The sequence below is a fragment of the Bradyrhizobium frederickii genome (genome assembly GCF_004570865.1).
GTDB lineage: Bacteria > Pseudomonadota > Alphaproteobacteria > Rhizobiales > Xanthobacteraceae > Bradyrhizobium > Bradyrhizobium frederickii.
In genome coordinates, this window is record NZ_SPQS01000016.1 from 101,340 (window position 1) to 125,574 (window position 24,235).

The following is a 24,235-nucleotide window of genomic DNA, read 5'->3' on the forward strand; positions in this document are numbered from 1 at the left end:
GCCTTTTCATTGTCCTCAGTATTCCTACGGATGAACGATCATTCCGCGGGCGGCAGCGCGGGAAGCTCCGCTTCCGGCGCGGGCGACACGACGGCCGCCTGCTTCTCGCGCTCGTCCAGGATCAGCTTGTCGCGCTTCATGGCGACTTCGCGGATCTTGGCCATGGAGGCGCCGGTACCTGCCGGAATCAGCCGGCCGACGATGACGTTCTCCTTGAGGCCTTCGAGCGGATCGACCTTGCCGTTGACCGCCGCTTCCGTGAGGACGCGGGTGGTCTCCTGGAACGAGGCCGCCGAGAAGAACGAACGGGTCTGGAGACTCGCCTTGGTGATGCCGAGCAGAACCGGCGTTCCCGTGGCGGGCTTCTTGCCCTCTTCCTTGGCCTTCTCGTTCAACGCGTCGAACTCGATCTTGTCGACCTGCTCGCCCGAGATCATGTCCGTATCGCCCTGGTCGGTGACTTCCACCTTCTGGAGCATCTGACGGACAATCACCTCGATGTGCTTGTCGTTGATGAGCACGCCCTGGAGCCGGTAGACCTCCTGGATCTCGTTGACCAGATAGGCCGCGAGTTCCTCGATGCCCTTGACCGCCAGGATGTCGTGCGGCGCCGGGTTGCCTTCGACGATGAAGTCGCCCTTTTCGACGACGTCGCCGTCCTGAAGGTGGATGTGCTTGCCCTTCGGGATCAGGTACTCGCGCGGCTCGTCGGTCTTGTCCATCGGCTCGATCGAGATGCGACGCTTGTTCTTGTAGTCGCGCCCGAACCGGATGGTGCCCGCGATCTCGGCGATGATCGCCGCATCCTTCGGACGCCGTGCCTCGAACAGTTCCGCCACCCGCGGCAGACCGCCGGTGATGTCACGCGTCTTGGCGCTTTCGGTCGAGACACGGGCGAGAATGTCGCCCGGATTGACCTTGGCTCCGACGTCGACCGAGAGAATGGCATCGACCGACAGCATGTAGCGGGCATCGCCGCCACGGGCGAGCTTGAGCACCTTGCCGTCCTTGCCCTTGACCACGATGGCCGGACGCAGGTCCGAGCCGCCGCGGGTCGAGCGCCAGTCGATGACCACGCGCTTGGCGATACCGGTGGCTTCGTCGAGCGTTTCCGAGATCGACTGACCCTCGACCAGATCCTCGAAGCCGATGGTACCTTCGACTTCGGTGAGGAGCGGACGGGTGTAGGGATCCCACTCGACGATGCGCTGGCCGCGCTTGACCATGTCGCCCTCGTCGACGTGCAGGCGCGAGCCGTACTGGACGCGGTGCGTCGCACGCTCGGTACCGTCGGCATCGACGATCGCCACCACCATGTTGCGCACCATCGCGATCAGGTGACCTTCGCTGTTGCGGGCGATGGCCTTGTTCCTGATCACGATCTTGCCGTCGAAATTGGCTTCGACGAAGGACTGCTCGTTGAGCTGCGCCGCACCGCCGATGTGGAAGGTGCGCATGGTGAGCTGGGTGCCCGGCTCGCCGATCGACTGCGCCGCGATGACGCCGACGGCTTCACCGTGGTTGACCGGGGTGCCGCGGGCGAGGTCGCGGCCGTAGCACTTGCCGCAGATGCCGTTGACGAGCTCGCAGGTCAGCGCCGAGCGGATCTTCACCTCCTGCACGCCACCCTGCTGGATGGCATCCAGATGGCTCTCTTCCATCAGCGTGTCGCGCTTGATGATCACCTTGCCGGAGCTGTCGCGGATGTCTTCGCAGGCCGTGCGTCCGAGGATGCGCGAGCCGAGCGAAGCGACCACGGTGCCGGCATCGACGATGGCGCGCATCTTGATGCCGAGCTTGGTGCCGCAATCGCTCTGCGTGATGATGCAGTCCTGCGCGACGTCGACCAGACGACGGGTCAGATAGCCGGAGTTGGCGGTCTTCAACGCGGTGTCCGCGAGGCCCTTGCGGGCGCCGTGGGTCGAGTTGAAGTACTCGAGCACCGAGAGGCCTTCCTTGAAGTTCGAGATGATCGGCGTCTCGATGATCTCGCCCGACGGCTTGGCCATCAGGCCGCGCATGCCGGCGAGCTGGCGCATCTGGGCCGGCGAACCGCGGGCACCGGAGTGAGCCATCATGTAGATCGAGTTGATGTCGGCATCGGCCCCGCTCGCCGTCTTCTTGGTCGAGGAGATCTCCTTCATCATCGCCTTGGCGATTTCTTCCGTGGCCTTCGACCACGCGTCGACGACCTTGTTGTACTTCTCGCCATGGGTGATCAGACCGTCGTTGTACTGCTGCTCGAAATCCTTCGCCAGCGTACGGGTGGTGTCGACGATCTTCCACTTGCCGTGCGGCACGACCATGTCGTCCTTGCCGAACGAGATGCCGGCCTTGAACGCGTTGTAGAAGCCGAGCGCCATGATGCGGTCGCAGAAGATCACCGTCTCCTTCTGACCGCAGTGACGATAGACCTGGTCGATCACGCCCGAGATCTCGCGCTTGGTCATCAGCTTGTTGATGATCTCGTACGAAATTCGCGGGTTCTTCGGCAGCAGATTGCCGAGCATGACGCGGCCGGCCGTGGTCTCGATCCAGCGCGTCGAGACCTTGCCGGTCTCGTCCATGCCCTGCCAGCGGTACTTGATCTTGGTGTGGAGGTGGATGACCTTCGCGTGCAGGGCGTGCTCGAGCTCGGCCATGTCGCCGAAGATCTTGCCCTCGCCGGGCAGACCTTCGCGCATGATCGAAACGTAGTAGAGACCGAGCACGATGTCCTGCGACGGCACGATGATCGGCTGACCGTTGGCCGGATGCAGGATGTTGTTGGTCGACATCATCAGGACGCGCGCTTCCAGCTGCGCTTCGAGCGACAGCGGAACGTGCACGGCCATCTGGTCGCCGTCGAAGTCGGCGTTGAACGCCGAGCAGACCAGCGGGTGAAGCTGGATCGCCTTGCCCTCGATCAGCACGGGCTCGAACGCCTGGATGCCGAGGCGATGCAGCGTCGGCGCGCGGTTGAGCAGCACCGGATGCTCGCGGATCACCTCATCCAGGATGTCCCAGACCTCGGGCCGCTCCTTCTCGACCAGCTTCTTGGCCTGCTTCACCGTGGTGGACAGGCCCTTGGCGTCGAGCCGCGAATAGATGAACGGCTTGAACAGCTCGAGCGCCATCTTCTTCGGCAGGCCGCACTGATGCAGGCGCAGCTCGGGACCGACCACGATCACCGAACGGCCCGAATAGTCGACGCGCTTGCCGAGCAGGTTCTGGCGGAAGCGGCCCTGCTTGCCCTTGAGCATGTCGGCGAGCGACTTCAGCGGACGCTTGTTGGCGCCCGTGATGACGCGGCCGCGGCGGCCGTTGTCGAACAGCGCATCGACCGCTTCCTGAAGCATGCGCTTCTCGTTGCGGATGATGATGTCCGGCGCGCGCAGCTCCATCAGCCGCTTCAAGCGGTTGTTGCGGTTGATGACGCGGCGATAGAGGTCGTTGAGGTCCGAGGTCGCGAAGCGGCCGCCGTCCAGCGGCACCAGCGGACGCAGGTCCGGCGGAATCACCGGGACCACGGTCATGATCATCCATTCCGGCTTGTTGCCGGAGTGGCGGAACGCTTCCACGATCTTCAGGCGCTTGGCGAGCTTCTTGTGCTTGATGTCGGAGTCGGTCTCCTGCATCTCGACGCGCAGCGAGGCCTCCAGCTTCTCGAGGTCCATGCCCTTGAGCAGCTCGCGGATCGCTTCGGCGCCGATCATGGCGGTGAAGCTGTCCTGGCCGTATTCGTCCTGCGCCTTCAGATACTCGTCTTCCGACAGCAGCTGACGGTCCTTGAGCGCGGTGAGACCCGGCTCGAGCACGACGTAGTACTCGAAGTAGAGGATCCGCTCGAGATCCTTCAGCGTCATGTCCAGCAGAAGGCCGATGCGCGAGGGCAGCGACTTCAGGAACCAGATATGGGCGACCGGAGCTGCGAGCTCGATATGGCCCATGCGCTCGCGCCGGACGCGCGACAGCGTGACCTCGACCGAGCACTTCTCGCAGATGATGCCCTTGTACTTCATGCGCTTGTACTTGCCGCACAAGCACTCGTAGTCCTTGATCGGCCCGAAGATGCGGGCGCAGAACAGGCCGTCGCGCTCGGGCTTGAAGGTGCGGTAGTTGATGGTCTCCGGCTTCTTGATCTCGCCGTAGGACCAGGACAGAATCTTCTCTGGAGACGCGATCGAGATCCGGATCTGGTCGAAGACCTGAGCCGGCGTCGTCGGGTTGAAGAGATTCATAATTTCTTGGTTCATCGTCTTCTCCTCGCGTGCCGGTCGCCTCCGGCCGCAAATTCGAAAATCACTTCAAGCAGGCGCCCTGCCCTCAAGGCCTTGGGCGGGGCGCCGGTGCCCGGCCGCAAAGGCCGGGCATGACAGGTCGAATTACTCGGCCGCTTCCGACGTCGGCGCCGGTCCTATCTTGGAGTTGTGCAGGTCGACGTTGAGGCCGAGCGAGCGCATTTCCTTGACCAGCACGTTGAACGATTCCGGAATACCGGCCTCGAACGTGTCGTCGCCGCGCACGATCGCCTCGTACACCTTGGTACGGCCGGCGACGTCGTCCGACTTCACCGTCAGCATCTCCTGGAGCGTGTACGCCGCGCCGTAGGCCTCGAGCGCCCACACCTCCATTTCGCCGAAGCGCTGGCCGCCGAACTGCGCCTTGCCGCCCAGCGGCTGCTGGGTGACGAGCGAGTACGGACCGATCGAACGCGCGTGGATCTTGTCGTCGACCAGATGGTGCAGCTTGAGCATGTAGATGTAGCCCACCGTCACCTTGCGATCGAACGGATCGCCGGTGCGGCCGTCATAGACGGTCGACTGGCCCGAGGCGTCCAGACCGGCAAGCTTCAGCATCTCCTCGATGTCGGCTTCCTTGGCGCCGTCGAACACCGGCGTCGCGATCGGCACGCCGCGGCTCAAGTTGTGGCCGAGCTCGAGCAGCTCATTGTCGTTGAGCGACTTGATCGTCTCGTCGTCGCCGTAGACCTTCTTCAAGGTCTCCTTCAGCGGCTTGATGTCCTGCTTCGACAGGTACGCATCGACGGTCTGGCCGATACGCTTGCCGAGGCCGGCGCAGGCCCAGCCGAGATGGGTCTCGAGGATCTGTCCGACGTTCATGCGCGAGGGCACGCCGAGCGGATTGAGCACGATGTCGGCATGCGTGCCGTCTTCGAGGAACGGCATGTCCTCGATCGGCACGATCTTCGACACCACGCCCTTGTTGCCGTGGCGGCCGGCCATCTTGTCGCCGGGCTGGATCTTGCGCTTCACCGCGACGAAGACCTTGACCATCTTCATCACGCCGGGCGGCAATTCGTCACCGCGCTGAAGCTTCTCGACCTTGTCGAGGAAGCGCTGTTCAAGCCCCTTCTTCGACTCGTCGTACTGCTTCCGCATGGCCTCGATCTCGGCCATCAGCTTGTCGTTCGGCGACGCGAACAGCCACCACTGCGACTTCGGGTACTCCTCGAGCACCGCACGGGTGATCTTGGTGTCCTTCTTGAAGCCCTTGGGACCTGCAATGCCCTGCCGCCCTTCGAGCAGCTCGGCAAGACGGTTGTAGACGTTGCGGTCCAGGATCGCCTGCTCGTCGTCGCGGTCCTTGGCCAGACGCTCGATCTCTTCCCGCTCGATCGCCAGCGCACGCTCGTCCTTGTCGACGCCGTGACGGTTGAACACGCGCACTTCCACGATCGTGCCCTGCACGCCCGGAGGAACGCGCAGCGAGGTGTCGCGAACGTCGGAAGCCTTCTCGCCGAAGATGGCGCGCAGCAGCTTCTCTTCCGGCGTCATCGGGCTCTCGCCCTTCGGCGTGATCTTGCCGACCAGGATGTCGCCGGCGCGCACTTCCGCGCCGATGTAGACGATACCGGCTTCGTCGAGGTTCTTCAGCGCTTCTTCCGAGACGTTCGGAATGTCGCGGGTGATTTCCTCAGGGCCAAGCTTGGTGTCGCGCGCCATCACCTCGAACTCCTCGATGTGAATCGAGGTGAAGACGTCTTCCTTCACGATCCGCTCGGAGAGCAGGATCGAGTCTTCGAAGTTGTAGCCGTTCCACGGCATGAACGCGACCAGCACGTTCCGCCCCAGCGCGAGCTCGCCGAGATCGGTCGACGGACCGTCGGCGATGATGTCGCCCTTCTTGACGATGTCGCCGACCTTCACCAGCGGACGCTGGTTGATGCAGGTCGACTGGTTGGAGCGCTGGTACTTCATCAGGCGGTAGATATCGACGCCCGACTTGGTCGGATCGAGATCTTCCGTGGCGCGGATGACGACGCGGGTGGCGTCGATCTGGTCGATCACGCCCGAACGGCGCGCCGCGATCGCAGCACCCGAGTCGCGCGCAACCACGCCTTCCATGCCGGTGCCGACGAACGGCGCCTCGGCGCGAACCAGCGGCACCGCCTGGCGCTGCATGTTCGAGCCCATCAGCGCGCGGTTGGCGTCGTCGTTCTCGAGGAACGGGATCAGCGCCGCGGCGACCGAAACCAGCTGCTTCGGCGACACGTCCATGTAGTCGACCTTGTCCGGCGTCACCGGCAAGACTTCGCCGGCATGACGGCAGACCACGAGGTCTTCGGTGAAGCGGCCCTTCGGGTCGAGCGGCACGTTGGCCTGCGCGACCGTGTAGCGGCCCTCTTCCATCGCCGAGAGGTACACGACCTCGTCGGTGACGCGGCCGTCCTTGACCTTGCGATACGGCGTCTCGACGAAGCCGTACTTGTTCACGCGCGCGAAGGTCGCGAGCGAGTTGATCAGGCCGATGTTCGGACCTTCCGGCGTCTCGATCGGGCAGATGCGGCCGTAATGCGTCGGATGCACGTCGCGCACCTCGAAGCCGGCGCGCTCGCGGGTCAGACCGCCCGGTCCAAGTGCCGACAGGCGGCGCTTGTGGGTGATCTCCGACAGCGGGTTGGTCTGGTCCATGAACTGCGAGAGCTGCGAGGAGCCGAAGAACTCGCGCACGGCGGCAGCCGCCGGCTTGGCGTTGATCAGGTCCTGCGGCATGACCGTATCGATGTCGACCGAGGACATGCGCTCCTTGATCGCGCGCTCCATGCGCAGCAGGCCGATGCGGTACTGGTTCTCCATGAGCTCGCCGACCGAGCGCACACGGCGGTTGCCGAGATGGTCGATGTCGTCGATCTCGCCCTTGCCGTCGCGCAGGTCCACCAGCGTCTTGATGACGGAGAGGATGTCTTCCTTGCGCAGCGTGCGCTGGGTGTCCGGCGCATCGAGGTCGAGGCGCATGTTCATCTTGACGCGGCCGACCGCGGAGAGGTCGTAGCGTTCGGCGTCGAAGAACAGCGACTGGAACATGGCCTGCGCCGAATCCAGCGTCGGCGGCTCGCCCGGACGCATCACGCGGTAGATGTCGAACAGCGCGTCCTCGCGCGTCATGTTCTTGTCGGCCGAGAGCGTGTTGCGGATATAGGGGCCGACATTGACGTGGTCGATGTCGAGCAGCGGCAGCTCCTTGTAGCCCTGCTCGTTGAGCGCCTTCATCAGCTTGTCGGTGATTTCCTCACCGGCTTCGGCGTGAATCTCGCCCGTCTTCGGGTTGACGAGGTCCTCGGCGACGTAGTTGCCGACCAGCTCCTCGTCGGACATGCGCAGCGCCTTCAGCCCCTTCTCCTGGAGCTGGCGGGCGGCACGGACGGTAAGCTTCTTGCCGGCCTCGAGCACGACCTTGCCGGTGTCGGCATCGATCAGGTCGTTGACGGTCGAGTAGCCGCGGAAACGGTTGGCGTCGAACGGAACGCGCCAGCCTTCCTTGGTCCGCTTGTAGAGGATCTTCTTGTAGAACGTGGACAGGATCGCCTCGCCGTCGAGGCCGAGGGCGAACATCAGCGACGTCACCGGAATCTTGCGGCGACGGTCGATACGCGCATAGACGATGTCCTTGGCGTCGAACTCGATGTCGAGCCAGGAGCCGCGATACGGGATCACGCGGGCGGCGAACAGCAGCTTGCCCGAGGAATGGGTCTTGCCCTTGTCGTGATCGAAGAACACGCCGGGCGAGCGGTGCATCTGCGAGACGATGACGCGCTCGGTGCCGTTGACGATGAAGGTGCCGTTCATCGTCATGAGCGGGATGTCGCCCATGTAGACGTCCTGCTCCTTGATGTCCTTCACCGACTTGGCGCCGGTTTCCTCGTCGATATCGAACACGATGAGGCGCAGCGTCACCTTGAGGGGAGCCGCGAAGGTCATGCCGCGCTGACGGCACTCGTCGACGTCGTATTTCGGCTGCTCGAACTCGTAGCGGACGAATTCCAGCATCGAGGTGCCCGAGAAATCGGAGATCGGAAACACCGAGCGGAACACCGCCTGCAGACCCTCGTCGAGACGGCCACCCTGGGGTTCATCGACCATCAGGAACTGGTCATAGGACGCCTTCTGAACCTCGATGAGGTTCGGCATCTCGGCCACTTCCTTGATGTGTCCGAAGAACTTGCGAACGCGTTTGCGACCGGTGAATGTCTGCTGCGCCATCGTGGCCTCTCATTTTCGTCGCCCGATTGGGCGCGCCGTCCAGGACGCGGCTGCCACCGCTCCCCGGGTTGAATTTTTCGAACCCGTTTTGGGGGCCGCAGACTCAGTTTCAGGCGAGAATGTCCTGAATCTGTTCTTCAGACCTTCAAAACGCAAAACGACGCGCGGGGCGCTGGTGCGCGCCCGCCCGTCACAACGATCGTCTTCACGGACTGCAAAAGCCCGAAATAGCCTGCTCTCCCAACGGCTTACAGGGATCCGGAACCCCCGCCACCGCGCTTTCGTGCTGCCGACCCGATATGGGGCGACAATAGTGGAGATTCGAGGGGTAAACCCTCAAATCCCCACACTTTTTCGTGTTCAGCCCGCGTCGGGACGTTCCGTCGCACGCCTTTTGCATCTGGCGCCCGTCTTTCCGATCGTCATGGCCGGGCTTGACCCGGCCACCCACGATCTTGGGACGAGATCCCGGGTCTCGCTTCGCGAGCCCGGGATTTCGCTGAGTAACTTGCGTTACTTCAGCTCGACCTTGGCGCCAGCCTTCTCGAGCTGGGCCTTGATCTTGTCGGCTTCTTCCTTGTTCACGCCTTCCTTCAGCGGCTTCGGAGCACCCTCGACGAGGTCCTTTGCTTCCTTCAGGCCGAGACCGGTGATGGCGCGGACTTCCTTGATGACCTCGATCTTCTTGTCGCCGGCGCTGGCGAGAACGACCGTGAACTCGGTCTTCTCTTCCGCCGGAGCGGCAGCAGCGCCACCGCCAGCCGGACCGGCCACGGCGACGGCCGCGGCAGCCGAAACGCCCCACTTCTCTTCGAGGAGCTTCGCCAGTTCGGCAGCTTCGAGCACGGTGAGGCTCGAGAGGTCGTCAACGATCTTCTGCAAGTCAGCCATTGTTCAGTTTCCTTACGTGTAAGTCTGGTTCGGGTTTGAGTTTTGCGAAGGGCGTCAGGCCGCTTCGCCCTTTGAGGCATGAGCCTGGATGACGCGCGCGAGCTTGCCCGCGGGCGCATTGGCGAGCTGAGCGATCTTGGTCGCCGGGGCCACGATGAGGCCGACGATCTTGGCGCGCAGTTCATCAAGCGACGGCAGCGAGGCAAGCGCCTTCACGCCGTCGACATTCAGGACGGTCTTCCCCATCGAGCCGCCGATGATGACGAACTTTTCGTTCGCCTTGGCGAATTCGATGGCGACCTTTGGCGCCGCTACCGGATCGTTCGAAGTGGCGATCACGGTCGGTCCCTTCAGCATGGGACCGATGGCAACGACGTCAGTGCCTTCAAGAGCAATTTTGGCGAGACGGTTCTTCGAGACCTTCACCGCGGCACCCGCCTGCTTCATCTGCTGGCGCAGCTTCTGCATCTGGGCGACGGTAAGGCCGGAATATTGAGCAACGACCGCGACGCTCGTGGTCTTGAAGACCTCATTGAGCTGTTCGACCGCCTCTTTTTTTGCCGCTCGTTCCACAGCAAGCTCTCTCCGGTTGGCGGTCATCGCGAAAGCGGGACCGCCGGGTTGCACCCATCGTCCCACCCAAAACCTGAACCTCGGGGCCAAATCCCCCAGGACACGCGCCGGGCAAGACGACAATTCAAAGCCTGCCCTCCGGGAGCACCTGAAGGCGCCCACGGCGTGTCGAGGTCCGAACCAGACCCGTTTCGCGAACCAGCCCTTAAAGCTGGATGCGAAGTGAAATCCGGTCTTCACCCGTCTATGCAGGCCATGCGATTAAGCCGTTGAGAAATCGAAATTTCCCGCAGGCGCCTGCAGTCTTGGACAGGACAAGGTCAGCCGGCGAACCGCCCGACCCCTGCCCACATTCCACCAACCGACGGGTTTTCTTTCCTTTTCGGGCAAATCCTTACGGACGTCCTGAAAAGGAATGATCTCCTGTCGTGTCGGGTTTTCGGAATGCGTGCACGAACGCGCCCGCCGAAGCCGGCACGTCCGGAAGCGGTTCTTTAACCGCTCTCTGCCGGCTTGCCAAGAGCAAAATTCACACCAGTTCCGATCCGTTGCCCGCAGGGCCTGGGGCGGCCGATAAGGACCGATTCAGGCCGATTTGACCGCGTAAGGCAGCGGCTCGCCCGCGAAGAACGCGGTCAGGTTCGCCAGCACGCAAGCTTGCATGGCAACGTGCGATTCGAGGGTGTGGCCCCCGATATGGGGGGCGAACACCACGTTCGGCAGCGCGGTCAGGGCATCGGGGCGGTGCGGTTCCTTCTCGAACACGTCGAGGCCGGCTCCGGCGATGGTCTTGTCGGTAAGGGCCGCCACCAGGGCCTTCTCGTCGATCACCGAGCCGCGGGAGATGTTGACGACATAGCCGTCCGCGCCGAGGCGCCTCAGGATGTCGGCGTTGACGACGTGCTGGGTCTCGGCCCCTGCCCGGACCGCGATCATCAACATGCTGCACCAGTCGGCCAGTGCCTCCAGCGACGGAAAATATCGATAAGGCAGATCGTATCGGGTGCGGCTGAAATAGCCGAGCTCGCTCTCGAAGGCGGCGCAGCGCGCCGCGATCTTGCGGCCGATCTCGCCCATGCCGTAGATGCCGATGCGGCGGCCGGGCATGCCGGCCTGCGGGCGCATCATCGGCGACGGCTTCGAGGCGGCCCAATCGCCGCTGCGGACATATTGGTCGGCGACCAGGATCCGTCGTGTCGTCGCCAGCATCAGGGTCATCGCGATGTCGGCGACCGAGGCGGCGTTGGCGCCGGGACTGTGGCCGACCGCGATGTTGCGGCTGGCGGCCGCCTTCAGGTCGACGCCGTCATAGCCGGTGCCGTAGCAGACGATGGCGCCGAGCTTGGGAAACAGGTCCATCGCCTCCGCGCCGAGCGGTGTGCCGCCGGCGGTCAGCAGCGCTCGGATGCCGCCGAGCTCCTCGGCCGGAAACACGTCGCGAGCGGGCTTGCCGCCGGTATCGAGCAGCTCGAAGCGCTCGGCGAAGCGCGTCATCATCGTCTTGGGAAAGCGCGAATAGATCAGGACCTTGTCAGCCATTGTTCTTGTTTCCGGTGAGCGCCGCCACAAACGACGAGGGGCGGAATCGGTTGCCCAATTCCGCCCCTCGCCTCACGTCATTTCGAAACCTTAGCCGAGAATGGTGCCCGGCTCGACCTTCACGCCGGGGCCCATCGTCGAGGACACCGCAACGCGCTGGATGTAGGTGCCCTTGGAGCCGGCGGGCTTGGCCTTGGCGACAGCGTCAGCCAGGGCCTTGATGTTCTCGACCAGCTTTTCCTCGGAGAACGAGGCCTTGCCGACGCCGGCCTGCAGGATGCCGGCCTTCTCGACACGGAACTCGACCGAGCCGCCCTTGGCACCCTTCACCGCGCCGGTGACGTCCATGGTCACGGTGCCGATCTTCGGGTTCGGCATCAGGCCGCGCGGGCCGAGCACCTTACCGAGACGGCCGACCAGCGGCATCATGTCGGGAGTGGCGATGCAGCGGTCGAAATCGATCGAGCCGTTCTGCACCTTCTCGACCAGGTCTTCGGCGCCGACGACGTCGGCACCCGCAGCCTTGGCCTCATCGGCCTTGGCGCCGCGGGCGAACACGCCGACGCGGAGCGTACGGCCGGTGCCGTTCGGCAGGGTCACGACGCCGCGGACCATCTGGTCGGCGTGACGCGGATCGACGCCGAGGTTGATCGCGATCTCGATGGTCTCGTCGAACTTCGCTTTCGCGCGCTCCTTGACCATCTTGATGGCGTCCGCGAGCGGGTAAAGCTTTTCGCGGTCAACACCTTCGCGGGCTTTGTTCAAACGCTTTCCGATTGCCATGACCGCTTACCCCGCAACTTCCAGGCCCATCGAACGGGCGGAGCCCTCGACCATCTTCATGGCCGATTCGATGGAATCGCAATTGAGATCCTTCATCTTCTTCTCGGCGATCTCGCGCACCTGCGCCTTGGTCACCTTGCCGGCCTTGTCGCGGCCCGGCGCCTTCGAGCCGGACTGGATCTTGGCAGCCTGCTTGAGGAAGAACGACATCGGGGGCGTCTTCATCTCGAAGGTGAACGAACGATCGGCGTAGATCGTGATCACCACGGGAATCGGGGTGTTCTTCTCTTCCTTCTGGGTCTGGGCGTTGAACGCCTTGCAGAACTCCATGATGTTGAGACCGCGCTGACCGAGCGCGGGACCGATCGGGGGCGAAGGATTCGCCGCACCGGCCGGGACCTGAAGCTTCAGGTATCCGGTCACTTTCTTTGCCATGTATCACTCCTGTTGTGCCGGTATGTCGCCGGCGGTTTCAGGTTCGTGGTCAGGATCAACGGCGGCTGGCAACCGCCCTCGTCCTCCCACGCCTCTTGCCGCGCAAGACCGAAGTCTCGCGCAATACCCGGTCAGACCTTCTCGACCTGACCGAATTCCAGTTCGACCGGCGTTGCGCGACCGAAGATCGACACCGCGACCTTCACGCGCGAGCGCGCCTCGTCGATTTCCTCGACGACGCCCGAGAACGAGGCGAACGGGCCATCGGCCACGCGCACATTCTCGCCGATCTCGAACGACACCGACGCCTTGGGCCGCTCCACGCCCTCCTGCACCTGGTGCAGGATGCGCATGGCCTCAGCCTCCGAGATCGGCATCGGCTTGTTTTCTGCGCCGAGGAAGCCCGTGACCTTGGGCGTGTTCTTGATCAGATGAAACGCTTCGTCGGTCAGCTTCATCTTCACCAGCACGTAGCCGGGGAAGAACTTGCGCTCGGCGTCGATCTTGCGGCCGCGGCGCACTTCCGTGACCTTCTCGGTCGGCACCAGCACCAGCTCGAACAGCTCCTCGAGCCCGCGCTGCTTGGCCTGCTCGCGGATCGATTCGGCGACCTTCTTCTCGAAGTTCGAATAGGCGTGAACGATGTACCAGCGCTTGTCGGACAGTTGAGCGGTTGCTGTTGCCATCAGTGAATGCCCAGAAGGAAGGTGATGAGGACGCGGATGACCTGGTCGGCGGCGAAGAAGAAGATCGAGGCCACGGCGACCATGACGAACACCATGATGGTGGTGATCGTGGTCTCGCGGCGGGTCGGCCAGGTGACCTTGGCGGTCTCCGAGCGCACTTCCTGCAAGAACTTGAACGGGCTGACTGCCATCGTTTTGATGTCCAACGTCCGTCGACAGACGCGAATGAATTTCAGGGATCCGAACAGCCGCCGTTGGCCCAGCCCTCTGTCTCGAAGGATGAGCCGGAAACCGGGCTCGATTGTTCGGGGATTTCAAAGCCGCGCCGGAGATCCGCGTCTAACGGGCCGGCTGCGAGTGCGGGGTATCTACTGCGGATAGGAGCAAAGGTCAAGATATAGAGGGGGCGCCCAGGCGAGCCGATCGCTCCAGGCAGGAGATCAGAGCCAAGCCGGATCAAAGGCTTATCTGCCCCACCCTGGCACGGCGTAACCGCGGCTTCCAACCGCCTCCCTCAGAGCGCCCCGTCGGGGGGCACTCGCCGCTTCGGCCGCCACGCGATCAGTCGGCCCGGTCGACCATCGAAACGCCCGGCAGCGGCACCACGAACTTTCCGCCTTCGGCGAAATAGCGGGCGTGCTTGGCCCGAATCGGGTCGACATAGCGCCAGGCGAAGACGACCACGAACGCCGGCTTGCGCTCGTAAAGGGCGGCAGGCGGCAGGATCGGGATGTCATAGCCCGGGCCGGCCATCACGTTCCCCTTCTTGGGGTCGTCGTCGACCAGGAAGTCGATCTTGTTCTCCAGGCCGAACTGCGGCAGCAGGGTCGTGGTGCCGACCGAGACGCCGTAACCGGCAACGAGCTGACCGCGCGCATGGGCGGCGTCGGCCATCGCGACCAGCTCGTCGCGGATGGCGGCGATCCTCTTCACGTAGGGCGCATAATAGGCGGGCTGATCGACACCGAGCCGGTCTTCCTCGGCAACGAAGCGCGCGACCTCCGCCGACGGCTTCTTGGCGCCCCCGGCGCGCTGCACGGTCACGCGGATCGAGCCGCCCTTGGTCCAGATGTGCTGGACGTCGATCAGCTCCATGCCGAGCCGGGCAAAGAAACGGATCAGAGGCTTGATGTTAAAATACGACAGGTGCTCGTGATAGACGGTGTCGAGCAGGTTCTTCTCGGTGACGTCGACGCCGTATTGCGTTTCGAAGACGAACAATCCGTCCGGCGCGAGCACGTCGCGAACGCCGATCACCAGGGGATCGAGATTGTCGACATTGGCGATCATGTTGTTGGCGATCACGACGCTCGCCGCACCGTGGCTCTGCAGGATGCGACGCCCGATCGCATCGGTGAAGAAATCGCCGATGGTCTCGATCCCCGCCTCCGTCGCGCGCCGCGCGATCTCGACGGCGGGATCGACGCCGAGCACCCGCATCCCGCGCTCCTTAAAGAACCCGAGCAGCGATCCGTCGTTGCTGCCGAGCTCGACGACCAAGGAGCCCGGCGCGATGGCGAAGCGGCTGACGACGTCGTTGGCATAGCCCGCGAAGTGCTCCCGCAGGCCGAGCGAGAGCGACGTGGTGTAGACGTAATTGCGGTACTGGATCTCCGGATTGCCGACATGGAGAATCTGGAGATGGCCGCAATCCCTGCACAGATGCAGCGCCATCGGCACCGCGGCGCGGAACACGGGATCGTCGACGCTGGCGTCGGGGACCTGGAAGTTCGGCGTGCCGATGGGCATGCCCGCCATCGGGACGACCAGCTCTTGCTTGTCCGAATGGCAGAGGCGGCAGGTTTGGCGGACGTAGAACAGATTTTTCATCGTGGAACCGAAAATTGAGACAGGCGATCGGGTGAGGCAATCCCACCCCTTGAAAACCACACCGGCAGCAATGGACTCAAGCGGGTCATGGCTGGCTCGAGACTTCCCTGCCCAGCCCGTCGTAGCTGGGGGCTTCCTCCGCCGCCTTGGCGGCGTTGTCCGCGGAATACGATCCGCGCTCCGGACTTGCCAGCCAGATCGCACCTCCGACAAGCCCGATGATGACGCTGATGGCGCCCAGCAGCAGCGAGACCGACAGCGCTTGCTCGGAAGGGACGCCGGCCAGACCGAGGCAGGCGACCATCGCCCCTTCCCGAACGCCCCAGCCGCTGATCGAGATCGGGACCGCCGTCAACAGCACCACCGGCGGAATCAGGACGCCGGCGTCCGTCATCGAGAGCTGGGCGCCGACACCGCGCGCCAAGGCGTAGCAGGCCGCCGCGGTCACGAGATGGATGAGGAGCGCCGATCCGAACAGCAACGCGCGTCTCTCGGACTGCAGGAGAAGGAACCTGACCAGCGTTCCGAACCGGACAAAGCTTGCGATCGCCGGATGCGCAACGAGGCGCCTGGGCAGGCGGTCGAGCGTCAACAGAATTGCAGTGCCGGCGACGCCCGCCAGCGTCAGCCCGCCGATGGCCAGGATCGCGGCCGGATTGGACACGCGTGACGTGAGGAACGGCAATCCGGCCACCATCAGCACGATCAGCCCGATCAAGGCCGTGAAACGATCGGCCGCGACGCCCTTGACCGCCTCGGACCACTGCACGCCGCGCTGGCGCAGCAGCCAGATCCGCACGGCGTCCCCGCCGACCGACGACGGCAACACCTGATTGAACCAGAGGCTGATCATGAGGATGCGCCAGCCGGCGAGCCAGTCCAGCGAGACGCCGAGCGCACGCATGATCAGCTCCCACCGGCCGTTGAGCACGAAGGTCTGGAAGAAAATCAGCGTCAGCGCGAGGACGAACAGGAAAGGATCGACCGAGACGAGATGGCTGCGCAATTGTTGCAGGTCGAGACCGCGCGCGATGTAGACCAGCACGGCGATCGACAGCAGCAGCTTTACCGAAAACAGGGCCGCCTGCTTGAACCGCGACTGCATCGGGTGCCCGCCTCAGGATGCCGGATATTCCGCACGACCGATGACAAGGTCGATCGCGGCCATCATCCAGAACTGGTGCGTCGTCTCGACAATGTTGTAGCTGCGGCTGTCGACGAAGAAATTGACGTCGCCGAGATTGCGCAGGGGATTGTCCGCATTCATCCCCGACAGCGTGATCACGTCGAGCTTCATCGTCCGCGCCTGCGCAACCGCATTGAGGATGTTCTTCGAGCGCCCGGACGAGCTGATCGCGACGAGGCAGTCGCCGGCACGCGCGTTCAATCGCACGGCGTGCGCGATCCAATCCTCGAAGCCGTAATCGTTGGCGAGGCACGACATCATGCTCGCGTCGCTGAAGCAGAGCGCAGGCACTGCTGCGTTCTTCGCCAGATCGATCGCCAGATGCGAGGCGATGCCCGCCGAACCGCCGTTGCCGATGAAGATGACGCGGCCGCCCTGCTCGCGCGTGCGCAACCAGATGGCGCGGGTGGCGGAGATCCTGGCAAAAACGCCGTCGTCGACAGCCGTCGCGCGATGCAGGCGCCCCACATAATCGACGAGGAAAGCCTTGTGATCGGGATCGACGGACTCGACAGGCATGGGCTGGCGGCTCGGCTGCAACATGATGCCCTGATACCGGCTATCACCAGGGATTGCAAAGGCATAATGCTTGCAAAGTCGGCGAGCGGCTGATAGTCGGCTTTCGGGTTTCACTCAACATTGGCCGGCCTGTTTCGCTGGGCATTCGCGTCACGGATGTTCCCCATGAAATGCATTGTCACTGGTGGCGCAGGTTTCATCGGAAGTCACCTCGTCGATCGCCTCCTCGACGATGGCCACGAGGTGGTCGCGCTCGACAATTTCGTCATCGGCCGCCCGGAAAATCTGGCCTCGCGCGCCAATTCGAGCCAGTTGAAGGTCGTGCGGGCGGACGTCACCGACCTCGACTCGATCAGGCCGTATTTCCACGGTATCGATTGGGTCTTCCATCTCGCGGCCCTGGCCGACATCGTTCCCTCGATCGAGTCCCCGATCCCGTATCATCGCGCCAATGTCGACGGCACGGTCAACGTTCTCGAGGCGGCACGGCACGCCGGCGTCCGCCGCTTCGTATATGCCGCATCGTCGTCCTGCTACGGCATTCCCGACGTCTACCCGACGCCGGAGAGCGCCGAGATCCGGCCGATGTACCCCTACGCGCTTACCAAGAATCTCGGCGAGCAGTGCGTCATGCACTGGTGCCAGGTCTACAAGCTGCCGGCGGTCGCGCTCCGCCTGTTCAACGTGTACGGGCCGCGTCATCGCACCACCGGCACCTACGGTGCCGTGTTCGGCGTGTTCATGGCGCAGAAGCTCGCCGGCAAGCCCTTCACGGTGGTCGGCGACGGCGAACAGACGCGCGACTTCACCTTCGTCAGCGACGTCGCTGACGCCTTCGTGACCGCCGCGCGCTCCGATATCTCGCACGAGATATTCAACGTCGGCTCGGACAACACTTACAGCGTCAACCGGCTGGTCGAGCTTCTCGGCGGCGACAAGGTCCACATCCCCAAACGTCCGGGCGAGCCCGATTGCACCTACGCCGACATTACCAAAATCAAACGGGTCCTGAACTGGACGCCGAAGGTGAAATTCGAGGACGGCGTTGCGACGATGCTGAAATCGATGGACCAGTACAAGGACGCGCCGTTGTGGACGGTCGACAAGATCGCCGACGCCACCAAGGACTGGTTCAAATATCTCGGTGACGACAACGGCTCGGCCCAGAAGGCAAGCTCTTGAACAGGTGCGCGGGATATTCTTGCCGCGATTCGATCATTTCCGGGCGGCCATCTGAGACCTACCGGCGCTTTGGGTAATTCACATGGCTAATGCTCAGACAGACAAGCCGGCCGTCCATCCGGCACCGCACGACAAGATCAGGACGATCGAGGAACTCGGCGAGATCGCGCGTGCCGTGCAGGCAAAGGGCCTGACCGTCGCGCTCTGCCACGGCGTGTTCGATCTGGTGCATCTCGGCCACGTCCGGCACATCCTGGCGGCGCGCAACGAGGCCGACGTGGTCATCGTGACCATCACCGCCGACCGTTTCGTCAACAAGGGCCCTGGACGGCCGATCTTCCCCGAGAACATGCGTGCCGAGATGCTGGCCGCACTCGGCACGGTCGACTGGGTCGGCATCAACCAGACCTCCAGCGCCGAGCCGGTGCTCGATACCGTGCGCCCCGACATCTACGTGAAGGGCTCGGACTACGAGAATCCCGAGGACGACGTCACCGGTAAGATCGCCATCGAGCGCGAGGCCGTCGAACGTCATGGCGGGCGAATCGTCTTCACGCGCGACGTGACCTTCAGCTCGTCGTCGCTGCTGAACCGTTACTTCGACATCTACGATCCACCCCTGCGCGACTACCTGCAGAAGGTGCGCGAAGGCGGCGGCGCCGAGCGGCTGCTGAAGCTGATCGACAAGATCCAGGACATGCACGTCGTGCTGGTCGGCGATACCATCATCGACGAATACCAATACGTCACGGCGCTCGGGAAGGCTTCGAAGGAGAACATCGTCGCTACCCTGCTCAAGAACGGCGAGCAATTTGCCGGCGGCGTCATCGCCGCGGCCAATCACGTCGCGAGCTTCTGCAAGTCGGTCGAGATCGTCACGACGCTGGGCGGCAACGACTACCCTGAGGAGTTCATTCGCGCGCATGTCCGCCCGAATGTCACGCTGACGCCGATCCGCATTCAGGGCCGTCCGACCACCCGCAAGTTGCGGTACGTCGAGATGGGCTATCTGCACAAGCTGTTCGAAGTCTATACCATGGACGACACGCCGCTCGAGGAGACCACGCGCAAGGAGATCGACCGCGTCACCGCCGAGCGCGTGCGCGCCGCGGACGTCGTCATCGTTACCGATTTCGGTCACGGCATGATCGCGTCCAGCACGATCGAGGCGTTGATCGCGAACTCCAAGTTCCTGGCGGTCAATGCCCAGAGCAACAGCGGCAACCACGGCTACAACCTGATCACGAAATATCCGCGGGCCGACTACGTCTGCATCGACGCGCCGGAAGCGCGGCTGGCCGCCACCGACAAGTTCAGCGACATCGCATCGGTGATCGAGGACGGCCTGCACCGCAAGATCGACTGCGACAACATGATCATCACGCACGGCTCCTTCGGCTGCTACCCCTTCTCGTCGAAGACCGGCGTCGCGCGCGTGCCCGCTTTCACCAAGACCGTGGTCGACACGGTCGGCGCCGGCGATGCCTTCCTGACGATTACGGCGCCGCTGGTGGCGGCGGGCGGCAATATCGAGGACGTCGCCTTCATCGGCAATGCGGCGGGCGCGATCAAGGTCGGCATCGTCGGTCACCGCAACTCGGTTGAAAAGGCACCGCTGGTCAAGTTCGTCACCGCGTTGTTGAAGTGACGCGAACGGAAAATCTGGAGAACGACAGTGATTGATCGGAAATGGAACGTGATGGTCACCGGTGGCGCCGGCTATGTCGGCAGCGTACTGGTTCCCCAGTTGCTGGCGGCCGGCCACAAGGTCACGGTGCTCGACCTCTTCATGTACGGCGACGACGTCTTCAACGCCGTTCGCGACAACCCGAACCTGCGCCTGATCAAGGGCGACATCCGCGATGAGGCCGCGGTCAACGAGGCCCTGCGCGGCAACGACGCCGTGATCCACCTCGCCTGCATCTCCAACGACCCCTCGTTCGAGCTGGATCCGGCGCTCGGCAAGTCCATCAACTACGACTGCTTCCGGCCGATGGTGCGCGCCGCGAAGAAGGCCGGCATCAAGCGCTTCATCTACGCCTCCTCGTCGAGCGTCTACGGCATCAAGGACGAGGCCGAGGTGACCGAGGAACTGTCCTGCGAGCCGCTCACGGACTATTCCAAGTTCAAGGCGATGTGCGAGACCGACCTCGCCGAAGAGGCGGCGTCCGGCTTCGTCACCTGCACGGTTCGTCCCGCCACCGTCTGCGGCTACGCACCGCGGCAGCGTCTCGACGTCGTCGTCAACATCCTGACCAATCTCGCCGTCAACACCGGCCGCATCCGGGTGTTCGGCGGAACGCAGAAGCGGCCAAATCTGCACATCCAGGACATGTCCGCGGCCTATCTGTTCCTGCTGCAGCAGGACGACGCGAAGATCGACGGCAAGACCTACAACATCGGCTACGAGAACCACTCGCTGATGAAGATCGCCGACATCGTCAAATCGGTGGTGGGGGACAACGTCGACGTCGCCGTCGAGCCGACCGACGATCTGCGCTCCTACCACGTGTCGTCGGAGAAAATCCGCCGCGAGCTCGGATTTGCGCCGACCCACACGATCGAGCAGGCCGTGTCCGGCCTCGTGGACGCCTTCAAGGCCGGCCGCCTGCCGAACTCGCTCAACGATCCCCGGTATTTCAACATCAAGATGATGCAGAACATCAGCCTGAAGTGAGCGGCGTGCGGATCGGCATCGATTTCGACAACACGATCATCTGCTACGACAGGGTCTTTGCCGCCGTCGCGCGTCAGCGTGGGCTGGTGCCGGAGGGCTGGGAGGGGCTGAAGACCGAGGTACGGGATCTCTTGCGGTCCCGTGCCGGCGGCGAGCTGGCCTGGCAGGGGCTGCAGGGCTTCGTCTACGGCAAGGGCATTGGCGGCGCCGAGATCTATCCTGGAGTCCGCGAGTTCCTCGCAAGCTGTCGCAAGGCCGGCGCGAGCGTCTACATCGTCAGCCACAAGACGCAGTTCGGCCATCAGGATCCCGACCGCGTCGACTTGCGCGAGGCCGCGCGCGGCTGGTTGAAAGCTGCAGGTCTCATCGACGCCGCCGATGCGGCGCTGGCCGTGGGTAATGTCTATTTCGAGGACACGCTGGCGGCCAAGGTCGAGCGGCTCGCGAGCCTGAAGCTCGATATCTTCATTGACGATCTCGTCGACGTGTTTGAGCAGCCGCATTTTCCGAAGACGACGCGATCGATCCTGTTCACGCAGTCGCGGCCTCCCCATCCTGATCATTGCGAGCCGATTGCGAGCTGGGCGGATATAAGCCGCGAGGTGTTCGCGCAATGAGCGAGCCGGACCTGAACGCGCTGGATGCAATTTCGATCGGCAGCCGCCTGGCCGGAGCGCAGGTCGTAGCCGCTCAACCGGCGCGGTCCGGCGGCAACAACAGGGTGTTTCGGCTGGAGATGGCGAAGGGACCGCCCCTCGCCCTCAAGCATTATCCGTCCGACGGGCGCGATCGCCTGGGACAGGAATACGACGCGCTCACGTTTCTATCGCGCCACGGCATCTCGTCGACGCCGCGGCCGATCGCAAAGGACGCAGATGCGTTCTGCGCGCTGTATCAATGGTTCGACGGTGACGCGGCGGTCCTGCATCCCCGCGAGGACGATGCCGACCAGCTGGCCGATTTCCTGATCGAATTGCAGAAGCTGCGCGACGCCGATGGTGCACAGACCCTGCGGAACGCCTCGGCCAGCATCTTTTCGCCCGAGCAAGCCATCGCCCAGTACGAGCAGCGCCTCGACGGACTGAGGCGGGCCTCGGACGATCATCCGGATCTGCGTGCGTTCATCGACGGCAGCCTGGTTCCCAGCACGGCCTCCGCCGTTCGACGACTCCGTCGACGTTATGCGGAACTCGGCCGAAATCCCGCAGCGGACCTTTTGCCCGCTCATCGCGCATTGAGCCCCTCGGACTTCGGACTGCACAACGCGCTGCGCGTCGAGGACGGCAGGCTGCGCTTCATCGACTTCGAATATTTCGGGTGGGACGATCCGGTTAAGCTCGTGTCCGACACCGCGATTCACCCAGGCAGCGATCTGCCGGAGGCCAGCGCGAACCGATTGATCGAGAGGCTCTCGCGCGCGTTCGAAGCTGGGGATGACGCGTTTGCGATCCGCCGTGACGTGCTGTATCCTGTCTTCGGGGCGATTTGGTGCCTGATTGTCCTGAATGCCTATTTGCCCGAAAGCCGCTCCCGGCGCGCCCTGGCTGCGCAAGGTGGCGATCTGACGGTCCGCCTTGCCGGTCAGCTCGACAAAGCCCGCCGGCTTCATCAAACGATTTGCCAACGTGATCCAGATCTCACCCCACGCTGAAGCCGCCCTCACCTGCACGCTGGACGAGCGCAGTCTGTATTTGCGCCGCCTGGTCCTCGGTTCTGTCCGCTCCGCGGGACGCGGCCATGTCGGTCCGGCCCTGTCGCTGATCGAGATGGTCCGCGTGCTCTACGACGACGTGCTGCGGATCGACCCGAACAACCCGGGCGATCCGGAACGCGATCGCGCGATCCTCAGCAAGGGCCACGGCTGTCTGGCGCTCTATGCGCTGCTCGCCGATCGCGGCTTCTTCCCGCTGTCCGAACTGGACGGGTTTTGCGGCTCCGACAGTATCTTGGGCGGACATCCCGAATACGGCATGGTGCCGGGGGTCGAGGCATCGACCGGCGCGCTCGGCCACGGCCTGTCGATCGGCGTCGGACTCGCGCTCGCCGCGCGCATGCGCGAGCGCAGCTACCGAACCTTCGTTTTGCTCGGCGACGGCGAGATCAACGAGGGATCGGTGTGGGAGGCCGCCATGGGCGCGGCCAAGCACGGGCTCGACAACCTGGTCGCGATGATCGACTACAACAAGCTCCAGAGCTACGGGCCGACCGACTACGTCCTGCCGCTGGAGCCGCTCGCGGACAAATGGCGCAGCTTCGGCTTCGCCGTGCAGGAGCTCAACGGCCACGACGTCGGCGCGCTGCGCACCGTCCTGAAGCAGGTCCCGGCCGTTCCGGGCAAACCCACCGCGATCATCTGCCATACCGTCAAGGGGAAGGGTCTGCCGCCGGCGGAATCCAACGCCGATTGGCATCACAAGAACAAGCTGACCGACAGCGAGCTCGACGCCATTCGCGTCGCCGTCGGCGATTTTTGATCGGCACCCCATGCGCAACACCGCGATGAACATGGTCCACAAGCTCGCCGCGCGCGACGAGCGGGTGCTTTACATCGGCTCCGATCCCGGCGCGGGCACCTTGCGCGCAATGAGCAAGGAGTTTCCCAAGCGCCATCTGATCGAGGGCATTTCGGAAGCGCACATCATCGGCATGTCGGCCGGTCTGGCGATGGAGGGCTTCGTCCCCTACGTCAACACCATCGCGACCTTCCTCACCCGCCGCTGCTACGAACAGGTCGCCGTCGATCTCTGCCTGCACAACCTGCCGGTACGGCTGATCGCCAATGGCGGCGGTCTCGTTTACGCGCCGCTCGGCCCCACCCACCAGGCGATCGAAGACATCGCCATCATGCGGGCGCTGCCGAACATGACGGTGGTCTGCCCGTGCGACGCCGACGAGGCCGCGCGGCTGATGGAAAAGACGCTCGACTGGACCGGGCCGATCTACATCCGGCTGGGCAAGGGTGGCGACGCCATCGTCTCGAAGGCCGAGCACGGCTTCGAGATCGGCAAGGCCATCTTGATGCGGCCGCCGGGCGAGGTCCTCATGGTGACCACCGGCATCATGCTTCAGCGCGCAATCGCCGCCGCCGACCAGCTCGCCGCGCAAGGCATTCGCGCCGGCATCCTGCACATGCATACTGTGAAGCCGCTCGACGCCGAGGCGCTGCTCCAGGCGGTGCGCGGCACCAAGCTCGTGGCGACGCTGGAGGAGCACGTGCCCTCCGGCGGCCTCGGCAGCGCCGTCGCCGAAGCGCTGATCGACAGGCTCGGCTCCGGCTTCCCTGCGATGCTGCGGCTGTCGCTGCCGGACCGCTTCATGCACAATTACGGCTCGCAGGATTCGCTGCTGAAGAAGCACGGACTGTCCGCCAACGCCATCGCGACGTCGATCGAGCACGCGCTCGCGGCGTCGCGCAGCTCCGCTCCTCAACTTCATTCCACCTGACGGGTCA

The 24,235-nt window shown here is 63.9% G+C and carries 19 protein-coding genes; 7 read left to right on the forward strand and 12 right to left on the reverse strand.

Translation table 11 applies throughout. The annotated features are described in order from the left end of the window. Nucleotides 1-38 precede the first annotated feature (38 nt). The 12 genes from rpoC to E4K64_RS26005 all read right to left on the reverse strand — a co-directional run bounded on the left by rpoC (nt 39) and on the right by E4K64_RS26005 (nt 16,925). Nucleotides 39-4,235, reverse strand: a complete 4,197-nt coding sequence (gene rpoC / locus E4K64_RS25950) for a DNA-directed RNA polymerase subunit beta' (RefSeq protein WP_126258100.1) — start codon at nt 4,233-4,235, stop codon at nt 39-41. Between the two features lie 129 nt (nt 4,236-4,364). Continuing rightward, the gene (rpoB, locus tag E4K64_RS25955; protein WP_126258099.1) at nt 4,365-8,483 is read right to left on the reverse strand and encodes a DNA-directed RNA polymerase subunit beta; all 4,119 of its coding nucleotides are present in this window, start codon (nt 8,481-8,483) and stop codon (nt 4,365-4,367) included. Between the two features lie 513 nt (nt 8,484-8,996). Next, nucleotides 8,997-9,374 (reverse strand): 50S ribosomal protein L7/L12, encoded by a 378-nt coding sequence (gene rplL / locus E4K64_RS25960; protein ID WP_100177007.1) that lies wholly within the window; start codon nt 9,372-9,374, stop codon nt 8,997-8,999. 54 nt (nt 9,375-9,428) lie between these two features. Beyond that, nucleotides 9,429-9,947 carry a 50S ribosomal protein L10 gene (gene rplJ, locus E4K64_RS25965; RefSeq protein WP_135166017.1) on the reverse strand — a complete coding sequence of 173 codons (519 nt, stop codon included), beginning with the start codon at nt 9,945-9,947 and terminating at the stop codon, nt 9,429-9,431. A gap of 585 nt (nt 9,948-10,532) precedes the next feature. After that, nucleotides 10,533-11,486 (reverse strand): 2-hydroxyacid dehydrogenase, encoded by a 954-nt coding sequence (locus E4K64_RS25970; protein ID WP_135166018.1) that lies wholly within the window; start codon nt 11,484-11,486, stop codon nt 10,533-10,535. 90 nt (nt 11,487-11,576) lie between these two features. Further along, on the reverse strand, nt 11,577-12,269 hold the full coding sequence (rplA, locus tag E4K64_RS25975; protein ID WP_126258096.1) for a 50S ribosomal protein L1: 693 nt from the start codon (nt 12,267-12,269) through the stop codon (nt 11,577-11,579). A 6-nt stretch (nt 12,270-12,275) separates the two neighbouring features. Beyond that, nucleotides 12,276-12,704 (reverse strand): 50S ribosomal protein L11, encoded by a 429-nt coding sequence (gene rplK / locus E4K64_RS25980; protein WP_006611824.1) that lies wholly within the window; start codon nt 12,702-12,704, stop codon nt 12,276-12,278. 131 nt (nt 12,705-12,835) lie between these two features. Beyond that, nucleotides 12,836-13,390, reverse strand: coding sequence for a transcription termination/antitermination protein NusG (gene nusG / locus E4K64_RS25985; RefSeq protein WP_007602985.1), 555 nt, complete (start codon nt 13,388-13,390; stop codon nt 12,836-12,838). Next, nucleotides 13,390-13,581: a preprotein translocase subunit SecE gene (gene secE, locus E4K64_RS25990; protein WP_135166019.1), complete on the reverse strand. Its 192-nt coding sequence runs from the start codon at nt 13,579-13,581 to the stop codon at nt 13,390-13,392. The genes nusG and secE overlap by 1 nt, the downstream gene beginning before the upstream one ends. A 370-nt stretch (nt 13,582-13,951) precedes the next feature. Beyond that, nucleotides 13,952-15,220, reverse strand: a complete 1,269-nt coding sequence (locus E4K64_RS25995) for a class I SAM-dependent methyltransferase (protein WP_135166020.1) — start codon at nt 15,218-15,220, stop codon at nt 13,952-13,954. An 85-nt stretch (nt 15,221-15,305) separates the two neighbouring features. Beyond that, the gene (locus E4K64_RS26000; RefSeq protein WP_135166021.1) at nt 15,306-16,325 is read right to left on the reverse strand and encodes a lysylphosphatidylglycerol synthase transmembrane domain-containing protein; all 1,020 of its coding nucleotides are present in this window, start codon (nt 16,323-16,325) and stop codon (nt 15,306-15,308) included. Nucleotides 16,326-16,337: 12 nt separating this feature from the next. Continuing rightward, on the reverse strand, nt 16,338-16,925 hold the full coding sequence (locus E4K64_RS26005) for an SIS domain-containing protein (protein WP_235884783.1): 588 nt from the start codon (nt 16,923-16,925) through the stop codon (nt 16,338-16,340). Between the two features lie 165 nt (nt 16,926-17,090). On the opposite strand from E4K64_RS26005, the gene E4K64_RS26010 reads away from it, so the two are divergent. The 7 genes from E4K64_RS26010 to E4K64_RS26040 all read left to right on the forward strand — a co-directional run bounded on the left by E4K64_RS26010 (nt 17,091) and on the right by E4K64_RS26040 (nt 24,228). Further along, nucleotides 17,091-18,107, forward strand: a complete 1,017-nt coding sequence (locus E4K64_RS26010) for an SDR family oxidoreductase (RefSeq protein WP_135166023.1) — start codon at nt 17,091-17,093, stop codon at nt 18,105-18,107. Between the two features lie 82 nt (nt 18,108-18,189). After that, nucleotides 18,190-19,755 (forward strand): PfkB family carbohydrate kinase, encoded by a 1,566-nt coding sequence (locus tag E4K64_RS26015; protein WP_135166024.1) that lies wholly within the window; start codon nt 18,190-18,192, stop codon nt 19,753-19,755. 27 nt (nt 19,756-19,782) lie between these two features. Further along, entirely contained in the window at nt 19,783-20,784 is a 1,002-nt protein-coding gene (locus E4K64_RS26020) for an NAD-dependent epimerase/dehydratase family protein (protein ID WP_135166025.1), read from the forward strand. A 5-nt stretch (nt 20,785-20,789) separates the two neighbouring features. After that, the gene (locus tag E4K64_RS26025) at nt 20,790-21,401 is read left to right on the forward strand and encodes an HAD family hydrolase (protein ID WP_235884784.1); all 612 of its coding nucleotides are present in this window, start codon (nt 20,790-20,792) and stop codon (nt 21,399-21,401) included. Beyond that, nucleotides 21,398-22,435, forward strand: a complete 1,038-nt coding sequence (locus E4K64_RS26030; RefSeq protein WP_167772260.1) for an aminoglycoside phosphotransferase family protein — start codon at nt 21,398-21,400, stop codon at nt 22,433-22,435. The genes E4K64_RS26025 and E4K64_RS26030 overlap by 4 nt, the downstream gene beginning before the upstream one ends. Next, on the forward strand, nt 22,410-23,258 hold the full coding sequence (locus E4K64_RS26035; RefSeq protein WP_135166027.1) for a transketolase: 849 nt from the start codon (nt 22,410-22,412) through the stop codon (nt 23,256-23,258). Before E4K64_RS26030 ends, E4K64_RS26035 begins: the two co-directional genes overlap by 26 nt. 10 nt (nt 23,259-23,268) lie before the next feature. Next, on the forward strand, nt 23,269-24,228 hold the full coding sequence (locus E4K64_RS26040) for a transketolase family protein (RefSeq protein WP_135166028.1): 960 nt from the start codon (nt 23,269-23,271) through the stop codon (nt 24,226-24,228). Nucleotides 24,229-24,235 lie beyond the last annotated feature (7 nt).

Coding starts and splice junctions, on each gene's coding strand:
- rplL (WP_100177007.1), bottom strand. CDS start 9,374: ATGGCTGACTTGCAGAAGATCGTTGACGACCTCTCGAGCCTCACCGTG.
- E4K64_RS26030 (WP_167772260.1), top strand. CDS start 21,398: ATGAGCGAGCCGGACCTGAACGCGCTGGATGCAATTTCGATCGGCAGC.
- E4K64_RS26000 (WP_135166021.1), bottom strand. CDS start 16,325: ATGCAGTCGCGGTTCAAGCAGGCGGCCCTGTTTTCGGTAAAGCTGCTG.
- E4K64_RS26015 (WP_135166024.1), top strand. CDS start 18,190: ATGGCTAATGCTCAGACAGACAAGCCGGCCGTCCATCCGGCACCGCAC.
- E4K64_RS25995 (WP_135166020.1), bottom strand. CDS start 15,220: ATGAAAAATCTGTTCTACGTCCGCCAAACCTGCCGCCTCTGCCATTCG.
- E4K64_RS26010 (WP_135166023.1), top strand. CDS start 17,091: ATGAAATGCATTGTCACTGGTGGCGCAGGTTTCATCGGAAGTCACCTC.
- rplK (WP_006611824.1), bottom strand. CDS start 12,704: ATGGCAAAGAAAGTGACCGGATACCTGAAGCTTCAGGTCCCGGCCGGT.
- E4K64_RS26005 (WP_235884783.1), bottom strand. CDS start 16,925: ATGCCTGTCGAGTCCGTCGATCCCGATCACAAGGCTTTCCTCGTCGAT.
- rpoC (WP_126258100.1), bottom strand. CDS start 4,235: ATGAACCAAGAAATTATGAATCTCTTCAACCCGACGACGCCGGCTCAG.
- rpoB (WP_126258099.1), bottom strand. CDS start 8,483: ATGGCGCAGCAGACATTCACCGGTCGCAAACGCGTTCGCAAGTTCTTC.
- secE (WP_135166019.1), bottom strand. CDS start 13,581: ATGGCAGTCAGCCCGTTCAAGTTCTTGCAGGAAGTGCGCTCGGAGACC.
- rplA (WP_126258096.1), bottom strand. CDS start 12,269: ATGGCAATCGGAAAGCGTTTGAACAAAGCCCGCGAAGGTGTTGACCGC.
- nusG (WP_007602985.1), bottom strand. CDS start 13,390: ATGGCAACAGCAACCGCTCAACTGTCCGACAAGCGCTGGTACATCGTT.
- E4K64_RS26040 (WP_135166028.1), top strand. CDS start 23,269: ATGCGCAACACCGCGATGAACATGGTCCACAAGCTCGCCGCGCGCGAC.
- E4K64_RS25970 (WP_135166018.1), bottom strand. CDS start 11,486: ATGGCTGACAAGGTCCTGATCTATTCGCGCTTTCCCAAGACGATGATG.